The sequence below is a fragment of the Pseudomonas sp. GL_117 genome (assembly GCF_057835125.1).
Map to the genome: position 1 here is coordinate 3,860,235 of NZ_CM174418.1, position 15,189 is coordinate 3,875,423.

The window sequence follows — 15,189 nt, forward strand, 5'->3', positions numbered from 1 at the left end:
CACTCTCTCCTGATCAACCTTCACGCATCAAAAGGGTGATGGCCTTTGCGCGTGCTCTCTTAAGGCAGTCCTCACACACCGACTGCGGCAACTCACGCAACGCAAAGCTCTGGCCCGCAGGCCCCTCCCACACATGCTGCCCCTTGAGGAGCAACTTGCCTGGGCTGTGGATGTCGATTGCGCCACTCGGGTGAATCCGCAGGTAACCGCCACCACACCCCAGGGTGATGCCGTTCCTGGCGGTCAGGTGCACTTGCCCCTGCACCGACTGCACGCTGATGTCCTGCTGTGCGATCAAATTGAGCAAATCACCGTGGGACTCGATTTCCAGCGGTCCCTTGCCCGAGACCAGGCGCATGCCGTGCTGCTGAGCGAGCAGGGAAATGCCTTGGTTGGCGTGAGCCGAGAGCTGCCGGGCGGCGGCTAGATGGATGTCGTCGTGGCTTTGCAGGTACAGCGCGTCGCCGCTTTTGAGCAGCAGGCTGGACGGCGTAACCGCGCCAATACCTTGGGGAGCGCTGAGCAGGATGGCCGGGGCTGCCAGGTCTTTTGCGTCAGCCTGCAACTGCTGTAAACCGTTGATGGCCGGTTGAGGACTTCGGTGGGCCTGGGCGATGGTCTGCCAGTCGGCCATTTGCTGCGCAGCCCCCTGTATCAGCTGCGTGGCCGGGTCCATCGCCAAGACCGCGCCAGAGGCTTTGCTCTGTTGATCCGCACTGATCAGCAGGCCTTTTGCGGCCCGCATCGCGCCCCAGCCGTCAGTGCGCAGTTCGAACCCCTCGCCGCGCTTGTTCTTTCCGGCATCTACGATATGACCGAGGTTTAGCTGGCTCTTGCCGCTGTATTCGGTGCTGAGCTTGATGTGCTCCTCACCCCGGGTGTCATCCATGCGCAATTTGTTATTGGCCGGCGTGCGCAACACATTGCGTTTGTAGTTGCGCAGGGTGACGTGATCAGGGCGTGCGCTGTCGTGCAGGGCGTGGGCGATATAAGGGCGGTCTGGGTCACCTTGCTCGAACGCCACGGCCACTTCGGTGCCCGCGATCAGTGGCAGGTGCAAGCCGTGAGTATCCCCCGCATAAGGCCGGGCCAGGCGCAGCCAGAGGCTTTCCTCGCCGCGCGTCCAAGTGTCGCGATCAAACAGGAAATTGACCTTGTAGCGCCCCTCCAGGTCGATATGCGCGTAAGGGTCGTTCACCCCCGGGTTGGAGACACGAGCCGGGACGGTGCCGGCGATACTTGGCTTGGGTTGCAACGGCGGTCGGTAACATACGGTTTCCGAATAGGGGATGGCGTCGAAGCTGACCTCAAGGCTGCGATCGCGGGCAGCACGGGTTGTCAGTTGGGTGATCACCACCCTGGGCATGAACGCCTTGGGCGCGCCGCCGGTAATGGTCAGTACCTGGCCTGGCGCCAGCGTTGCACTGGTGCTAAGCCCGCTGAGCCGGGTCTGGTTATTGAGGTAGCGTTCATGCCGCAGGCGCGCGTAGCTGTAGCCGCTTTCGGTGGGCAGGTCCTCGTCAGTATCCAGCCTGTTCCCGAGCACGCTGTAGGGTTCGGCATAGTGGTATGCCTCGCCATAAGTGGTGGTGGCACCACGGGTCTGGTCGATGTCGCCGTCGAGACACGCATTGGCATCCCGGTATTGATAAGCGCGAACGTTGACGTGTTGCTCTACAACCTGATGGTGGGTTTGCAGTTTCCACACACAGTCCTGATCGCTGCCAAGCCCGGAGGGCGGTCGATAGGGCAACTCGACGTCGAACTGGTAGTAACGCTGGTGATCGTGAAACTCCACGACATCAAGATTCAATCGCTCATCGCGAACGAAGCGATACCAGATGCCAACGTCGGCCAGCAGCCGTGAAATAAAGGCCAGATCACTTTCGTCGTACTGCATGACCTGCTCGCGCCTGGGGTAGTCGCGCAGCAGTTGGAAGTAAAAATCCTGCCCTTCAAAACCGTGACGGCTACGCAGGATGTGCTCAACGATCTGCGGCACGGATTGCTGCTGGTAAATGCGAAATTGCTTGCCCTGCGCCAGCAGCGCCAGACGTGGTTCGAGGATGATTTCGTAGCGGCCTTCATCACTGGAACCAGACAGGCGTTTGAAGCCGGTGACAACGCCGGTCAGGGTGCGAAGTGGCTTGTTTTTTGGAGGTGGCTGCCAAACCAGGACAGGCTTGGGCGGCAAGGAAAAAAGGCTGAAAGTTGCGGGTTTGCCCAGCACTCGGTCGACCGCCAGATCGCGCTCGGTGCAGGTGAATTCGATGTGGTACTTGAAGGGACGGCTCAGCCGCTCTTCGCCGCGAAAAGCCAGAACGTCGAGCAACGGATCGACACCGTAGACCCTGAGTCTGTGTCGGCTGTGATCAAAGAAAGCGCTCGGCAGTACGCTCGTATTCATACCTTGTCATCCCTGGACGGTGCGAAAGTCCAGAGAGTAAAGATTTGTTATCGGCGAATAATGTCGGAAAGGTCCTCTTTAAAAGCAGGGCACTTCCCAACCTATAGCGTCGGTTGCCGATGTGAACACAGCTCCAACTGTGCGGGCTTGCTCGCGAAGGCGGTGTGTCAGTCAACCAAGGCATCGACTGAACCACCGTCTTCGCAGGCAAGCCAGCTCCCACAGGGGATTGCATTCCACATTTCGTGGATCAGTGCCCGGAAGCCGCCGGCCCCGCCTTCGCCGTAAACGGCGGCTTCGCCAGCCACACCAACAGCATCAACCCCATGAACATCCACCCCAGCAAGGTGAAGTAATCCACGGTGGACATCATGTATGCCTGGCTGGTGAGGATCTGGTCCAGCTGCGTGTAGGCTTTCTGCCCTGCCCCGCCCAAGGCATCCAGCGCATTGCGTGTGGCCGAGTCGTAGGTGGTCATGTTTTCACTCATGTAGGCATGGTGCTGGTCTGCGCGGCGAATCCAGATCCAGGTGGTCAGCGACGCCGCGAAGCTGCCGCCCAGGGTCCGCAGGAAGGTCGCCAGGCCGGCGCCGTCGGCGATCTGGTGTGGCGGCAGGTCGGACATGAGGATGCTCAAGGTCGGCATAAAGAACAGCGCCACGCCGATGCCCATGAACAACTGCACCAGGGCGATGTGCTGGAAGTCCACCTCATTGGTAAAGCCCGCCCGCATGAAGCAGCTCAAGCCAATTGCCAGGAACGCCAGGCCCGCCAGCAGACGCAGGTCGAACTTGTGCGCGTACTTGCCCACGAACGGCGACATCAACACCGGCAGGATGCCGATCGGCGCCACCGCCAGGCCGGCCCAGGTGGCGGTGTAGCCCATCTGGGTTTGCAGCCATTGCGGCAGGATCAGGTTGATCCCGAAGAAGCCCGCATAACCGAGGATCAACACGATGGTGCCGATGCGGAAGTTGCGGTGCGCGAACAGCTTCAGGTTGACCACCGGGTGTTTGTCGGTGAGCTCCCAGATAATGAACACCGCCAGGGCAATCACCGAAATCGCCGCGCCGATGATGATGAAGTTGGATTCGAACCAGTCCAGGTCATTGCCCTTGTCGAGGATGATCTGCAAGGCGCCCACACCGACGATCAAGCTGAGCAACCCAACGTAATCCATCGGTTGGTGGCTGGTGACCACCGGGCGTTTCTTCAGCTGCGAACGCACCACCATCACTGCAAAGATGCCGATCGGCACGTTGATAAAGAAGATCCACGGCCAGCTGTAGCTGTCGGTGATCCAGCCACCGAGGATCGGCCCGGCAATCGGCGCCACCACCGTGACCATCGCCAGCAACGCCAGGGCCATGCCGCGCCTCGCCGGCGGGTAGACCGCGATCAGCAAGGTCTGGGTCATCGGGTACAACGGCCCCGCGACCAGGCCTTGCAGGACCCGGAAGGCGATCAGCTCGGGCATCGACGTGGAAATACCACAGAGGAACGACGCCAGCACAAACAGGATGGTTGCCCACAGGAACAGCTTCACCTCGCCAAACCGGCGGCTGAGCCAGCCGGTCAGCGGCAAGGCGATGGCGTTGCTCACCGCGAAGGAGGTGATGACCCAGGTGCCCTGCTCCGAACTCACGCCAAGGTTGCCGGAAATCGTCGGCAACGCCACGTTGGCGATGGTGGTGTCGAGCACCTGCATAAAGGTCGCCAGCGACAGGCCAATAGTGGCCATCAACAGGCTGGGTGGCGTGAAGGAGGCGTTATTGCTCATCAGCGTTGCACAGCCTTGGGCGCGGCGATGCTGTTGTCATGGATCAACTGGGTGATCATGGCATCGGCCTCGGCGAGCTGGCGGTCATACACGTTGGTGCTGAACGAGGCTTTTTGCGGCGCCTGTTGCGCCAGCACCGGGCCGCTCTGGTCGTGCAGGTCAACGCTGACCTGGGTCGACAAGCCCACCCGCAGCGGGTGCTTGGCCAGCTCGGTGGCGTTGATGTGGATGCGCACCGGTACCCGCTGCACGATCTTGATCCAGTTACCCGTGGCGTTCTGCGCCGGCAGCAGGGCAAACGCACTGCCAGTGCCCGCGCCGAGGCTGTCGATGGTGCCGCTGAATTTCACGTCACTGCCATAGATGTCCGACTCGATGTCCACCGGCTGGCCGATGCGCATATCGCGCAGCTGGGTCTCCTTGAAGTTGGCGTCGATCCACAGCTGGTTCAGCGGGATCACCGCCATCAACGCGGTGCCTGGTTGCACGCGCTGGCCCAGTTGCACGGTGCGCTTGGCGACGTAGCCGGTGACCGGCGCGATCAGGGTGCTGCGCGCATCGGTCAGGTAGGCCTGGCGCAGTTGCGCGGCGGCGGCTTGCACGTCCGGGTGGGAGCTGATCACGGTGTCATCCACCAGCGCGTTGGTGGTTTTCAGTTGTTGCTCCAGGTTGGTCAGGGCGTTCTTCGCGGCGGTCAGGCTGTCGCGGGCGTGGGACAGTTCTTCCTGGGAAATCGCGCCACCCTGGGCCAGGGTTTTACGCCGGTTGAAGTTGTCCTGGGCGGTTTGCACGTCGGCTTTCTGCGCGTTGACCTGGGCCTTCATGCCGTCGACGTTGCTGTACAGGCCGCGCACCTGGCGCACGGTGCGGGCCAGGTTGGCCTGGGCACTTTGCAGGCCGACGGCGGCGTCGTTCGGGTCGAAGTTGACCAGCACCTGGCCTTCGTGGACCAGGTCGCCATCGTCGGCGCCGATGCTGACCACGGTGCCCGTGACCAGCGGGGTGATTTCCACCACGTTGCCGTTCACATAGGCGTCGTCGGTGCTTTCGCTGAAGCGACCGTAAAGTTCGTGCCAGGCCCACACGCCGACGACGCTGAGGATGACGATCAGCGCCAGGCCGATCAGCATCACTTTGCGTTTGCGGGGGTTGTTGTCTTTCGGTTGTTCGGTTGCGTTGGTGTTTTCGGCAGTGGCCATGACAAGTACCTCAAATTATTCCGTGCGTGTGGCTGGGGTGGTCGCTGCCACGTTGTCGGCGCTGTAGCCGCCGCCCAGGGCCTGCATCAGTTGAATCGAAAGATCGATCTGCGCGGCGTTCAGCGTCGCCAGCTGGCGCTGGGCCTGCAGCAATTGCTGCTCGATGCTCAGCACATCCAGGTAGTTACCGATCCCGGAGCTGTAGCGCTGTACCCCGGTGTCGTAGGACTGCTGGGCAATGTCCGCGGCATGTTGCTGGGCCTGGATCTGCCGGCCGGTGTCGCGCAGTTGCGAAAGGGTGTTGCCGATATCGCCCAGGGCTTGCACCAGGGTTTTGTTGTACTGCGCCACCGCCAGGTCGTAGTCGGCGTCGCGGGCATCGAGGTCGGCGCGCAGGCGGCCGCCGTCGAAGATCGGCAGTGAGATCGTCGGTGCAATGTTGAAGAAGCGGCTGGCCGACCCGAACATCGCATCGCCCAGCAACGACTCGGCCCCAGCGCTCGCGCTCAGGTTGAGGTTGGGGTAGAAGCGCGTCTTGCTGGCATCGATGTTCCTGCCTGCCGATTCGACCCGCCAGCGTGCGGCGATCAGGTCCGGGCGCCGCCCCAGCAGCTCGGCCGGCAGCACCGAGGGCACGGCGACCGCGCTGGGTTTCAGTACGTTGGGCCGGGCCAATTCATTGCCACGGTCCGGGCCTTTGCCGAGCAACACGGCCAGGGCGATCTTGGCGCTTTTCAGCTGTTTTTCCGCGTCGATCAGTTGCGACTGGGCGCTGGCTTCCAGGCTTTCGGTCTGCTGGTACTGGTATTGGCTGTCGATGCCCGAGTTCAGCCGGCGCTTGCCCAGGTCGAGCATCTGCCGGGTGCGCTTGAGGTCGTCATTGGCCAGGTCGCGCACGATATGGGCCTGGCCCAGATCGCTGTAGGCCTTGGCCACATTGGCGGCCAGGGTCAGGCGCGCAGCCTGCTGGTCGACCTGGGCGGCACGCGCCTCGCCCAACGCCGCTTCCCAGGCCGCACGCTGGCCGCCCCAGAGGTCGAAGGTGTAGTTGAAGCTGGCGCCGATATTGCGCACGGTCGAGTAGGCATCGCCCTGCCCGCGTGGGTCCTGGTCTTTCGCCAAGCGCGAGCGGGTCACACCGGCGCTGGCATCCAGGGTTGGCATACGCGCCGCGTCGGCGGCATAGGCGGCGGCTTCGGCCTGGTGGGCACGGGCGCTGGCCACTTGCATGTCCGGGCTGTTTTGCAGGGCTTCCTGGATCAGGCCGTCGAGTTGTGGGTCGCCAAGGCTTTTCCACCAATCGGCGCTGGGCCAGGCGGCACTCGACAGGGTCACGTCGCTCAAGGTCTTACCCGTTTGCAAAGTGCCGGCGTCGAGGCGTTTGCCTTGGGTGTCGAGGCCGCTGTAGTTGGCGCAACCGGCCATGCTCATGGCCACCAGCACCAGGCTGAGTGCACGTGTGTTCATTGATTACCTACCCGCTGGATGACGATGGCGTCACCGGCAGCTACCAGAATTTTCTTGAGAATCCGCTCCAGGGTCTGCAGCTCGCCGGGCTCCAGGGCGCCGGCCAACTCGTTCATCGACTGGGCGCCGATGTGCGGCAGCATGTCGGCCAGGCGCTGGCCGTCTTCGGTGAGCACCAAGCGCACTTGGCGCCGGTCCTGCTCGGAACGCTGGCGCGCGAGCAAGCCTTTCTGTTCCAGGCGGTCGAGCATGCGGGTCATGGAACCGCTGTCCAGGGACAGGTGGCGGCACAGCTCCGCCGGGGTGTCCACGTCGAACTGGGCAATGATGATCAACACCTTGAACTGCGCGGCAGTGACGCCGTACGGCTCCATATGGGTGTCGATAATGCGGTCCTTGAGCAGCGCCGCCCGGCCAAGGAGCAGGCCGAGGTGGCAGTTGCGAAAGCTGTCAGGGGTGAAGTGGGGCATCGGAAGTCACCTTATTACTGCCTAGGCAGTGATTGTATGACAAGATGTTACTGCCTAGGCAGCGAATGTCAAAAGAAATTATTAGCTTGCTTGGTAATTGGCGGATGAATGGTGGGGTTCTAAGGATTGCCTGATGGGGTGTGACGCCTTCGCTGAGTAATCTGAGTAGCCTTTTGGCCAGTCGACACCCTCCTTCCCATGACTTTCTTAAAACAGTTTGCTTGCCTCGCGGTCGTCACGCCGGCGGGCGCACCTCGATGATGGATGTCAGCGCCAGCTACAGCCAGGGCCGCGGGCGAGACGTTTGCACGGGTGCTAGTTCCGATCCCAACGGCAAGGCCCTGGCCCTGGTCGAGCAGGATACCGGCACAGTGGTGATCAAATGGGGCGAGCAGCAGTGCCAGGCGAACTATGCGTTAGGGGAACGCAACAAGGCGCTCAATTATGAGCGGCTGGACTTGAAGTGCGCCCCACAACTTCAGGAACACCCATAACTAAATGTGGGAGCTGGCTTGCTCGCGAATGCGGTGTGTCAGTCAACAGATTCATTGGCTGATCCACCGCATTCGCGAGCAAGCCCGCTCCCACATTTTTTACTGTGTATGACTCAAAAGTCGCGTTTGTAGAAGATGTCCAACGAGCTGGCCACGCCACTCGCCACTTCCAGGTACACCTTCTTGCTCAACAAATACCGCAGCGCAATCGTGCTCGCCGGCTCAAACACCCCCACCCCGTAGCGCAGGCTGAGTTTCTCGGTGATCTTGCCGCTGGCCACCACCGCCGTGGTGGTACCGCTGCCTTGGGTGTCGAGTTCAAAGTCCTGGATACCCAGGTTCTTCGCCAGGTCCGACGTAACCCCGGCGCTGCCCATCAAGCCCAGCCCCAGTGCGGCTTGGGCAAGCATGTTGTTGTCTTCGCCGGTGGTGGTCAGCGGACGCCCCAGCACCAGGTAGGACAACGCCTGCTCCTGGCTCATGGCCGGCTCGGAGAAAATTTGCGTGGTGGGCTGCTCGGCGCTGCCGCTCAGACGGATACCGGCGATGATGTCGTCGGTCTTGCGGATCGCTTCGATGTCCAGGTACGGCTGATCCAAGGGGCCTGCGAACAGCAACCGCGCGCGACGCACATCGAGCTTCTGCCCATAGGCACGGTAGCGGCCATCGTTGAGCCACAGCTCGCCACGGGTGTCGAGGTTGTCGCCGATGTGCACGTGCCCCTGCACTTTGGCGGTGAGGCCAAAGCCGGAGAAGTTGAGCTTGTCTTCGCCCACCGCCACATCAATGTCCATCGCCATGGCCATCGGCGGTTTGCCCTCTTCGGTCTGGCTGCCAATGATCACGGTGTCGCCGGAGACCTTGACCGTGGACGGCGGCAACTCCCGCACGGTGATGTCACCGCGTGGGATCTGCACCTTGCCGGCGATGGCCAGCTTGTCATCCTTGAGGCTGATTTTCAGGTCGGGCGCCACTTCGAGCACGGCGTAAGGCTCCACCGTGACCGGCAATTGCGAGCCTTGCAGGCTGAGGTCCACCGCCAGGGCGCGACCCCAGTCGATCCGGCCCTTGAGGCTGCCCTGCCCGGCCTTGCCACTGCGCCAGCCACCGTTGAGTTGCACGCTCTCGCCAGCAATCAGCGCCTGCACGTTGAGGCCCTCAAGGCTGATCGGCAGTTCCGGGCCGGACACTTCGCCCCCCACCAGATTGACGTTGCCGTTGACCTGCGGCGCGAGCAGGCCACCGGAGATACGTCCGTTGCCGTTGAGCTTGCCGCTGAGGGTTTCCACCATCGGCACAAACGGCCGCGCCACCGCCAGATCCAGCCCGACCAGGCTGAAGTTGCCGGTGATCGGCTTGTTTTTCGGCAATGGATTGATCTGCGCCTGTACCGTCAGTTCACCGAGTTTGCCGCCATGGAAGTTCAGCTGGGTGTCGATGCGCTTGGGGTTGAGGGTGGTTTCCAGCTTCAAGGTGTCGTAGGGGAAGTCCAACCACTGGTCTTTGTCCTTCACGCGCAAGGTGCCGCTGCCGGCATCCACCGCGATCACGCCCTTGGGGCCGCTGTTGGGCAGGTCCAGTTGCAGGTCGGCGTTGAGCATGCCCTGCCAGGCGAAGTCCTTGGGCAGAAACGCCGCCAGGCTGTCGATGGGAAATTGCTTGAGGTGATAACGCAGCTTGGGCTCGGGCATCAGGCGCTGATCCTCACCGCACAGGCTGGCAGAGCCGGACACCCAGCAGTGCGCGGCGAAGGTCAACTTGCCGTCGGCCATGCGTTCGATTTTCGCCGGGGCTTGCAGCTTCCAGTCCTGGCCGCCGGCTTGCACATTGCCACTGGCCAGGCGCCCGCGCCAGTTGCCTTTGTCGAGGTTGCCGTCCAACGCCAGGGCGAGCTTGACCAGCGGGCCGGCCAGGTCGAGTTGGACCTTCTGGTTCTTGATGTCGCCTGCGGCGCTGGCGGTCAGGGTGCCGACCTGGGTGTCACCGGATTGGATGCCGCTGCCCTTGAGGTCGATCTTCGCGCGCTGGGCGCTATCCAATGTGGCGTCGAGGCTCAGGCTTTGCAGACGATTGTCGGCAAAGGCCAGTTGCTGGCCCTTGAGGCCGAGTTTGCCTTGGGGCGCGTTGAGGCTACCGGCCACGTCGAGACGCCCGTTGATTTGCCCCCGCAACTGCGGCCACAGCTGGGCCAGGCGCGCCAGCTTGATGTCGATCTGCCCGGCGAGGCGTTGTTGCAGGCTGCCGCTGCCGTTGATGCGGTTGTCGCCCAGGCGTATATCCAGGTTGGCCAGGGTCCATTGATCAGCGGCACCTTCGGCCTTGGCCGCGAGTACGGCGGTTTGCCCACGCAGGCGCCCCTTGAGGTCAAGGTCGGCGTTCAGCTTGAGCTGCTCGTTCTTGAACTCGCCCTTGCTGCGCAACGGTCCGGCGAGGGTGCCGGGCAGTTCCGCGACCCAGTAAGCCGGGTTCAGCGCCGACAGGTCGAGTGCGGTGTCCCAGGCGATGCCGTCGGCGAACTGCACGTTCAAGTGGCCTTCGGCCTTGCCTTGGCCGGCGGTGAGCTTGAGTTCGGGCAGGAAGATTTGCTGGAGGTCGCCACTGAACGGCGTGACCACATTGAACTTGCCGGCGGGACCGTCGAGGTCGGCCTTGAGGTTGCCCAGGTAGTTGCCGTCCTTGTAGGAAATCTCACCGTTAAACGTACGCAACGCCACCTGCGGTTCGTCGATCACTGGGTACAGGCGATGCCACGGGAAGTCCAGCCAATCGATCTTGGCGTCGGCGCTGAAGCCTTGCTGCCAATCCAATTGGGCCGTGAGCTTGAGGCTTTGTTTATCGCCTGCCGTCAGGTCCAGGCCGGCGATCTGCGCGCCCTTGGCGTCGACCTTGCCTTGCAGCAGCAGGTCCACCGGGCCTTTTTCCGCGGGCAGTACGGCTTTGCCCAGCAGTTGGTAGCCGCTTTTCAGGTCGCCCTTGGCCGTGAGCTCGAGTTGATTGAGTTGCAGGGTGTCGGGCAAGTCGGCGCTGGGCTTGAAGCCATCGGCGATGATCCGCACCTGCGCCGGGAGGTTGTCCGCCAGGGGTTGCAGCTCGCCGTTGAGCTTGGCGGGCAGGTAACCGCTGCTGTCGGCGTCGAGCTTGAGGGTCTTGAGCAGGTCGCCCTCGACTTTCAGCGCGACAGTCCAGGGCGCGCCGCCTGGCGCGTAAGGCAGGCTCAGGTTGCCGGCAACGCTCAATGGCCAATCGCCAGTGGGTTGCAGCAGGCCGGCCAGGTCCAGTACCAAATCGTCGCGTTGCAGGTGCACTGAATCGATCTGCATGCCTGCGACGGTCCAGTGCGCGGCCAGTTGCAGGCCCTTGAGTTCTTCGCTGCCGTTGAACAGCAGGCTGCCGACACGAACGTCGCCCAACTGGATCGCCACGGGCAGTTTCAACTCGGGCAATTGGATCGGCCCGCTGCTTTGCTCGGTGGAGGGTGGAAATTGCAGGCTGACCTGCTCCACGTCCAGTTGGTTGACACACAATGTCATGCGCAACAGGCACGCGGGCGACCAATCCAATGTCGGCGCCTTGAGCTCGACGCGGCTGCTGTCCTGTTGCCACAACAGGTGATCGGCGCTCCAGCGACCACCCAGATGGCCCTGGAAATTCTCCACGGTCAAGCCCGGCACACGGCCCAAGGCCCAGCGGCTGCCCGCCTGGGTGCCGAGTACCGCCCACAGGGCCAGCAACAGCACGGCGAGGATCGCCACCACGGCCAGGCCCGCTATTTTCACACCACGCATCACAACTCAGGCCCCATGGAAAAGTGCAAACGAACGCCGCCCGGATCTTCGAGGGCATGGGCCAGGTCAAGGCGGATCGGCCCCACCGGCGAAACCCAACGGATGCCGACGCCCACGCCGGTCTTCAAGCTGGGCATTTCCAGGGTATTAAACGAGTTGCCCTGGTCGATAAACGTTGCGATCCGCCATTTCTCGGCGATGGAATATTGATACTCGGCGCTCAGGGCCACCATATAGCGGCCGCCAATGCGGTCGCCACGGTCGTTTTCGGGGGACAATGTCTGGTACTCGTAGCCGCGCACGCTCTGGTCGCCACCGGCAAAGAAACGCAGCGACGGCGGCACTGACTTGTAGCCATTGGTGGCACTGCCGCCGACCTGGGCGCGCGCAAGGAAGCGGTGGTTGTGCCACAAGGTGGTCAGGCCTTTGACCATGGCCGTGCCGTAAAGCAGGTTGGTGTCGGAGCCCAGGCCTTCTTTGGCCACCTTGGAATCAAATTGCAGGCGGTAGCCGTGGTGCGGGTCGATGCGGTTGTCGCTGCGCAGGTAGGAATAGCTGATGCCCGGCATCACCAGGTTGCTGAGGCCGGAATCATTGCCCAGGCGATATTCTTCGCGCTGGTATTTGAGCGAGATCACCCGGGTCCAGCCGCTGGGCAGCTTGCTGTGCCATTCGGGGCCGAGGGTGAGCAATTTACTCAGGGTGTCGGTGTTGGCCAGTTCTTCGTTCTGATAGCCACCGGCGAAGCGCAGTTTGTCGGTGAGGGGCGGGTCCAGCGGGATGTCGTACCACAGCCCGACGTTCTGCCGAGGTGCCGACAATTCGGCTTCCCAGCCGTAACTGTGGCCCTGGGGGTTGACCCAGTGACGTGTCCAGTTGGCCTTGCCACGTGGGCCGACGTCGGTCGAGAAACCCAGACCAAGGCCCATGGTGCGTGGCTTGCGGGTCTGCAGTTGCACAGCTACCGGAATCACATCGTTGGCCGAGGCGGCGGGCGCGGCGTCCACGCGCACGCCTTCGAAAAAGCCGCTGGCTTGCAGGTTCTGGTTGAGCTCGGCGATCAGTTCGGAATCGTAGGGAGCGCCGCTTTTGAACGGCACCATGCGTTGCAGCAGTTCTTCGTCGAACGGCGTGTCGCCCTTGAAGTTGACCTGGCCCAGGGTATAACGCGGACCGCTGTCATAGATCAGTTCGATGTCGGCGACACCCGCCTTAGGGTCCACCGCGAGTTTCTGGCTGGTAAAGCGCCCACTGAAAAAGCCGTAGCGCGAGGCCTGGTTCTGGATCAGACGCTTGGCGTCTTCGTAATGGCCGTGGTTGAGCACAGCGCCGGGTTTGAGGTCGTCGCTGGCGGGCACGCGAAATGCCTTGAGGTTCGCGGCCTGGCCGTCGACCCGAATGGTCACGTCGCGCAAATGCACCGGTTCGCCGGGGTCGATGGTGAGGATCAGGCGCGGGTTCTTGCCGCCCTTCACGTCGCTCTCGATCTGTGGCTGGTAGAAGCCCAAGGCCTGGGCCGCTTTACGCGCCTGCTCCTCGGCGCCACGGCTGAACCGCAGCAAGGCCTCTTCATCACGATCGCCCACCCCGCCGATGTAGCCTTCGATGTTGGCTTTCAACGCGTCGTTTGAGGGCTTGATGCGCACGTCCAATTCGCTTTGCGCCAACACGCCGCAGCTTGTGAACAGCAGAATCAAGCCGCTGGTAAATCTTCCTGGAAACTTCATAGGCGCGGATGCTACACGAGCTTGGGAGTTTCTTAGAACTCGGATGAATCTGAAAAATTCTGCGCTAAGCCGTTGCAGCATGTAACGCCTGGGGATTGGGGTGGAAAAAAACATGTTCCAGCACAGGTCCTACGGCGACTTCACCAATCTCCTCATAGCCCTGGCGTTTATAGAACTCCAGATAGCGAGAATTCCCAGTGTCCAGCACCACACCGGATGAGTGCGGGTCTTCGGCGCACCAATTGTGCACCGCCTCCAGCAGTTGCTCGCCGTAGTGTTTGCCCTGGAATTGCGGGTGAATACCCAACAGCGGCAGCATATGCACCGCCTCGCCGGGCAGACAGGCCAGCACCGCGTGGTGGTAGTCGAGGTAACGCCGGGTGCCACGCACCCCGGTGCTCAGCCACATGCGGATCTGCCAGGCCCAGCTCTCGGTGATCCCCAGGCGGCGCTGCGGGGGGGCGATCAGCGCGATGCCGATCAGGCGGTCGTTGACGAACAGGCCGATGGCGGGAAGTTTCTGGAAAAAATGCTGCTTGACCAGTTCACGCACGGTGGCGCGTACCCGCTGTTCATAACCGGGACGTTCGGCTTCGAAGATGTAGGCGAACGTCGGCTCATGCCGATAGGCCTGGTACAACAGGGAGCGGGCTTCGCGGGAATAGCCGCTGTTGAGCAGGCGAATTTCGGCGGTGGCAGTGGACGTGTCCGGCATACAGTTGATCTCCCTGGGCGCCATTGAAAAGGATGGCGTTCTTATGGGTACGAACCTACGCGACTCCAGTCGTTCCCAGACATTAGCAGTGCATCCATCCTACCGCCACGCTGGCCCCCGCCCGACTTGTCGGCTAGCATCGCCCTTTTGCCCAGACTGGACTGCCGACCATGAAAATCGTCTCCTTCAATATCAATGGGCTGCGCGCCCGCCCACATCAGTTGGCGGCGCTGATTGAAAAGCATCAACCGGATGTGATCGGCCTGCAGGAAACCAAGGTCCACGACGACCAGTTCCCCCTGGCCGAAGTGCAGGCTCTTGGCTATCACGTGTACTACCACGGCCAAAAAGGCCACTACGGCGTGGCCCTGCTTTCGCGCAAGCCGGCGTTGAGCCTGCACAAAGGTTTCGCCAGCGATGAAGAAGACGCCCAGCGCCGTTTTATCTGGGGCACTTTCGCCGACGAGCACGGCACTCCGATCACCATCATGAACGGCTATTTCCCACAAGGTGAAAGCCGCGACCACCCGACCAAGTTCCCGGCCAAGCAGCGCTTCTATGAAGACTTGCAACAGCTGCTGGAAAGCCAGTTCAGCAATGACCAGCCGTTGGTGGTGATGGGCGACATCAACATCTCGCCGGAAGACATCGACATCGGCATCGGCCCGGACAACGCCAAGCGCTGGCTGAAAACCGGCAAGTGCAGCTTCCTGCCGGAAGAACGTGAGTGGATGGCGCGCCTGAAGAACTGGGGCCTGGTGGACAGCTTCCGTCACCTGAACCCGGATGTGGCCGATCGTTTCAGCTGGTTCGACTACCGTAGCCGAGGGTTCGAGGATGAGCCCAAGCGCGGGCTGCGGATTGACGTGATCATGGCCTCCAATGGCTTGCTGTCACGGGTCAAGGATGCGGGGGTGGATTACGAATTGCGCGGGTTGGAAAAGCCGTCTGATCACGCACCGATCTGGCTTGAATTGAGCTGATCTCAGGTTGCACCCAGGCAACCCGTGGGAGCGGGCGGGTGTGGGAGATTCTATGGTGGAGGCCAACATCTCCACCAACAGTACCGCCGCCTTCGCAGCCTCGCTAAAGCTCGACAACTACCACAGGGGATTGGCAGTGCCTGGGCGATCTCCAGCCGAGCG

Annotated in this window: 9 protein-coding genes and 1 pseudogene; 2 read left to right on the top strand and 8 right to left on the bottom strand. The window is 62.2% G+C overall.

Annotated elements, in window-relative coordinates; translation table 11 throughout:
• Positions 1-13: 13 nt before the first annotated feature.
• The 5 genes from AC3ISR_RS17410 to AC3ISR_RS17430 all read right to left on the bottom strand — a co-directional run bounded on the left by AC3ISR_RS17410 (position 14) and on the right by AC3ISR_RS17430 (position 7,323).
• On the bottom strand, positions 14-2,407 hold the full coding sequence (locus AC3ISR_RS17410; RefSeq protein ID WP_463983557.1) for a type VI secretion system Vgr family protein: 2,394 nt from the start codon (positions 2,405-2,407) through the stop codon (positions 14-16).
• Positions 2,408-2,657: 250 nt separating this feature from the next.
• Entirely contained in the window at positions 2,658-4,187 is a 1,530-nt protein-coding gene (locus tag AC3ISR_RS17415; RefSeq protein ID WP_192296608.1) for a DHA2 family efflux MFS transporter permease subunit, read from the bottom strand.
• On the bottom strand, positions 4,187-5,386 hold the full coding sequence (locus tag AC3ISR_RS17420; protein WP_192296609.1) for an HlyD/EmrA/EmrK family protein: 1,200 nt from the start codon (positions 5,384-5,386) through the stop codon (positions 4,187-4,189). Before AC3ISR_RS17420 ends, AC3ISR_RS17415 begins: the two co-directional genes overlap by 1 nt.
• A gap of 15 nt (positions 5,387-5,401) precedes the next feature.
• Positions 5,402-6,853 (bottom strand): efflux transporter outer membrane subunit, encoded by a 1,452-nt coding sequence (locus AC3ISR_RS17425; protein ID WP_463983556.1) that lies wholly within the window; start codon positions 6,851-6,853, stop codon positions 5,402-5,404.
• Positions 6,850-7,323 (bottom strand): MarR family winged helix-turn-helix transcriptional regulator, encoded by a 474-nt coding sequence (locus AC3ISR_RS17430; RefSeq protein ID WP_226456416.1) that lies wholly within the window; start codon positions 7,321-7,323, stop codon positions 6,850-6,852. Before AC3ISR_RS17430 ends, AC3ISR_RS17425 begins: the two co-directional genes overlap by 4 nt.
• A gap of 314 nt (positions 7,324-7,637) precedes the next feature.
• Between AC3ISR_RS17430 and AC3ISR_RS17435 the strand changes: the two are divergent.
• Positions 7,638-7,817: pseudogene (locus tag AC3ISR_RS17435) on the top strand (hypothetical protein); the annotation flags it as partial.
• A gap of 113 nt (positions 7,818-7,930) precedes the next feature.
• Here the strand turns inward: AC3ISR_RS17435 and AC3ISR_RS17440 are convergent.
• The 3 genes from AC3ISR_RS17440 to AC3ISR_RS17450 form a co-directional block, all read right to left on the bottom strand.
• A complete protein-coding gene (locus AC3ISR_RS17440) occupies positions 7,931-11,602 on the bottom strand; it encodes a translocation/assembly module TamB domain-containing protein (protein ID WP_463983555.1) in 3,672 nt (1,223 codons plus the stop codon).
• Positions 11,602-13,329: an autotransporter assembly complex protein TamA gene (locus AC3ISR_RS17445; RefSeq protein ID WP_463983554.1), complete on the bottom strand. Its 1,728-nt coding sequence runs from the start codon at positions 13,327-13,329 to the stop codon at positions 11,602-11,604. Before AC3ISR_RS17445 ends, AC3ISR_RS17440 begins: the two co-directional genes overlap by 1 nt.
• A 64-nt stretch (positions 13,330-13,393) precedes the next feature.
• A complete protein-coding gene (locus AC3ISR_RS17450; RefSeq protein WP_192296614.1) occupies positions 13,394-14,044 on the bottom strand; it encodes a GNAT family N-acetyltransferase in 651 nt (216 codons plus the stop codon).
• A gap of 170 nt (positions 14,045-14,214) precedes the next feature.
• On the opposite strand from AC3ISR_RS17450, the gene xthA reads away from it, so the two are divergent.
• Positions 14,215-15,027, top strand: a complete 813-nt coding sequence (xthA, locus tag AC3ISR_RS17455) for an exodeoxyribonuclease III (protein ID WP_192296615.1) — start codon at positions 14,215-14,217, stop codon at positions 15,025-15,027.
• The last annotated feature ends 162 nt before the right edge of the window (positions 15,028-15,189 follow it).

Bases quoted from the DNA above. Each gene is read 5' to 3' on its own strand.
- AC3ISR_RS17410 (WP_463983557.1), bottom strand. From the start codon at position 2,407: ATGAATACGAGCGTACTGCCGAGCGCTTTCTTTGATCACAGCCGACAC.
- AC3ISR_RS17415 (WP_192296608.1), bottom strand. From the start codon at position 4,187: ATGAGCAATAACGCCTCCTTCACGCCACCCAGCCTGTTGATGGCCACT.
- AC3ISR_RS17420 (WP_192296609.1), bottom strand. From the start codon at position 5,386: ATGGCCACTGCCGAAAACACCAACGCAACCGAACAACCGAAAGACAAC.
- AC3ISR_RS17425 (WP_463983556.1), bottom strand. From the start codon at position 6,853: ATGAACACACGTGCACTCAGCCTGGTGCTGGTGGCCATGAGCATGGCC.
- AC3ISR_RS17430 (WP_226456416.1), bottom strand. From the start codon at position 7,323: ATGCCCCACTTCACCCCTGACAGCTTTCGCAACTGCCACCTCGGCCTG.
- AC3ISR_RS17440 (WP_463983555.1), bottom strand. From the start codon at position 11,602: ATGCGTGGTGTGAAAATAGCGGGCCTGGCCGTGGTGGCGATCCTCGCC.
- AC3ISR_RS17445 (WP_463983554.1), bottom strand. From the start codon at position 13,329: ATGAAGTTTCCAGGAAGATTTACCAGCGGCTTGATTCTGCTGTTCACA.
- AC3ISR_RS17450 (WP_192296614.1), bottom strand. From the start codon at position 14,044: ATGCCGGACACGTCCACTGCCACCGCCGAAATTCGCCTGCTCAACAGC.
- xthA (WP_192296615.1), top strand. From the start codon at position 14,215: ATGAAAATCGTCTCCTTCAATATCAATGGGCTGCGCGCCCGCCCACAT.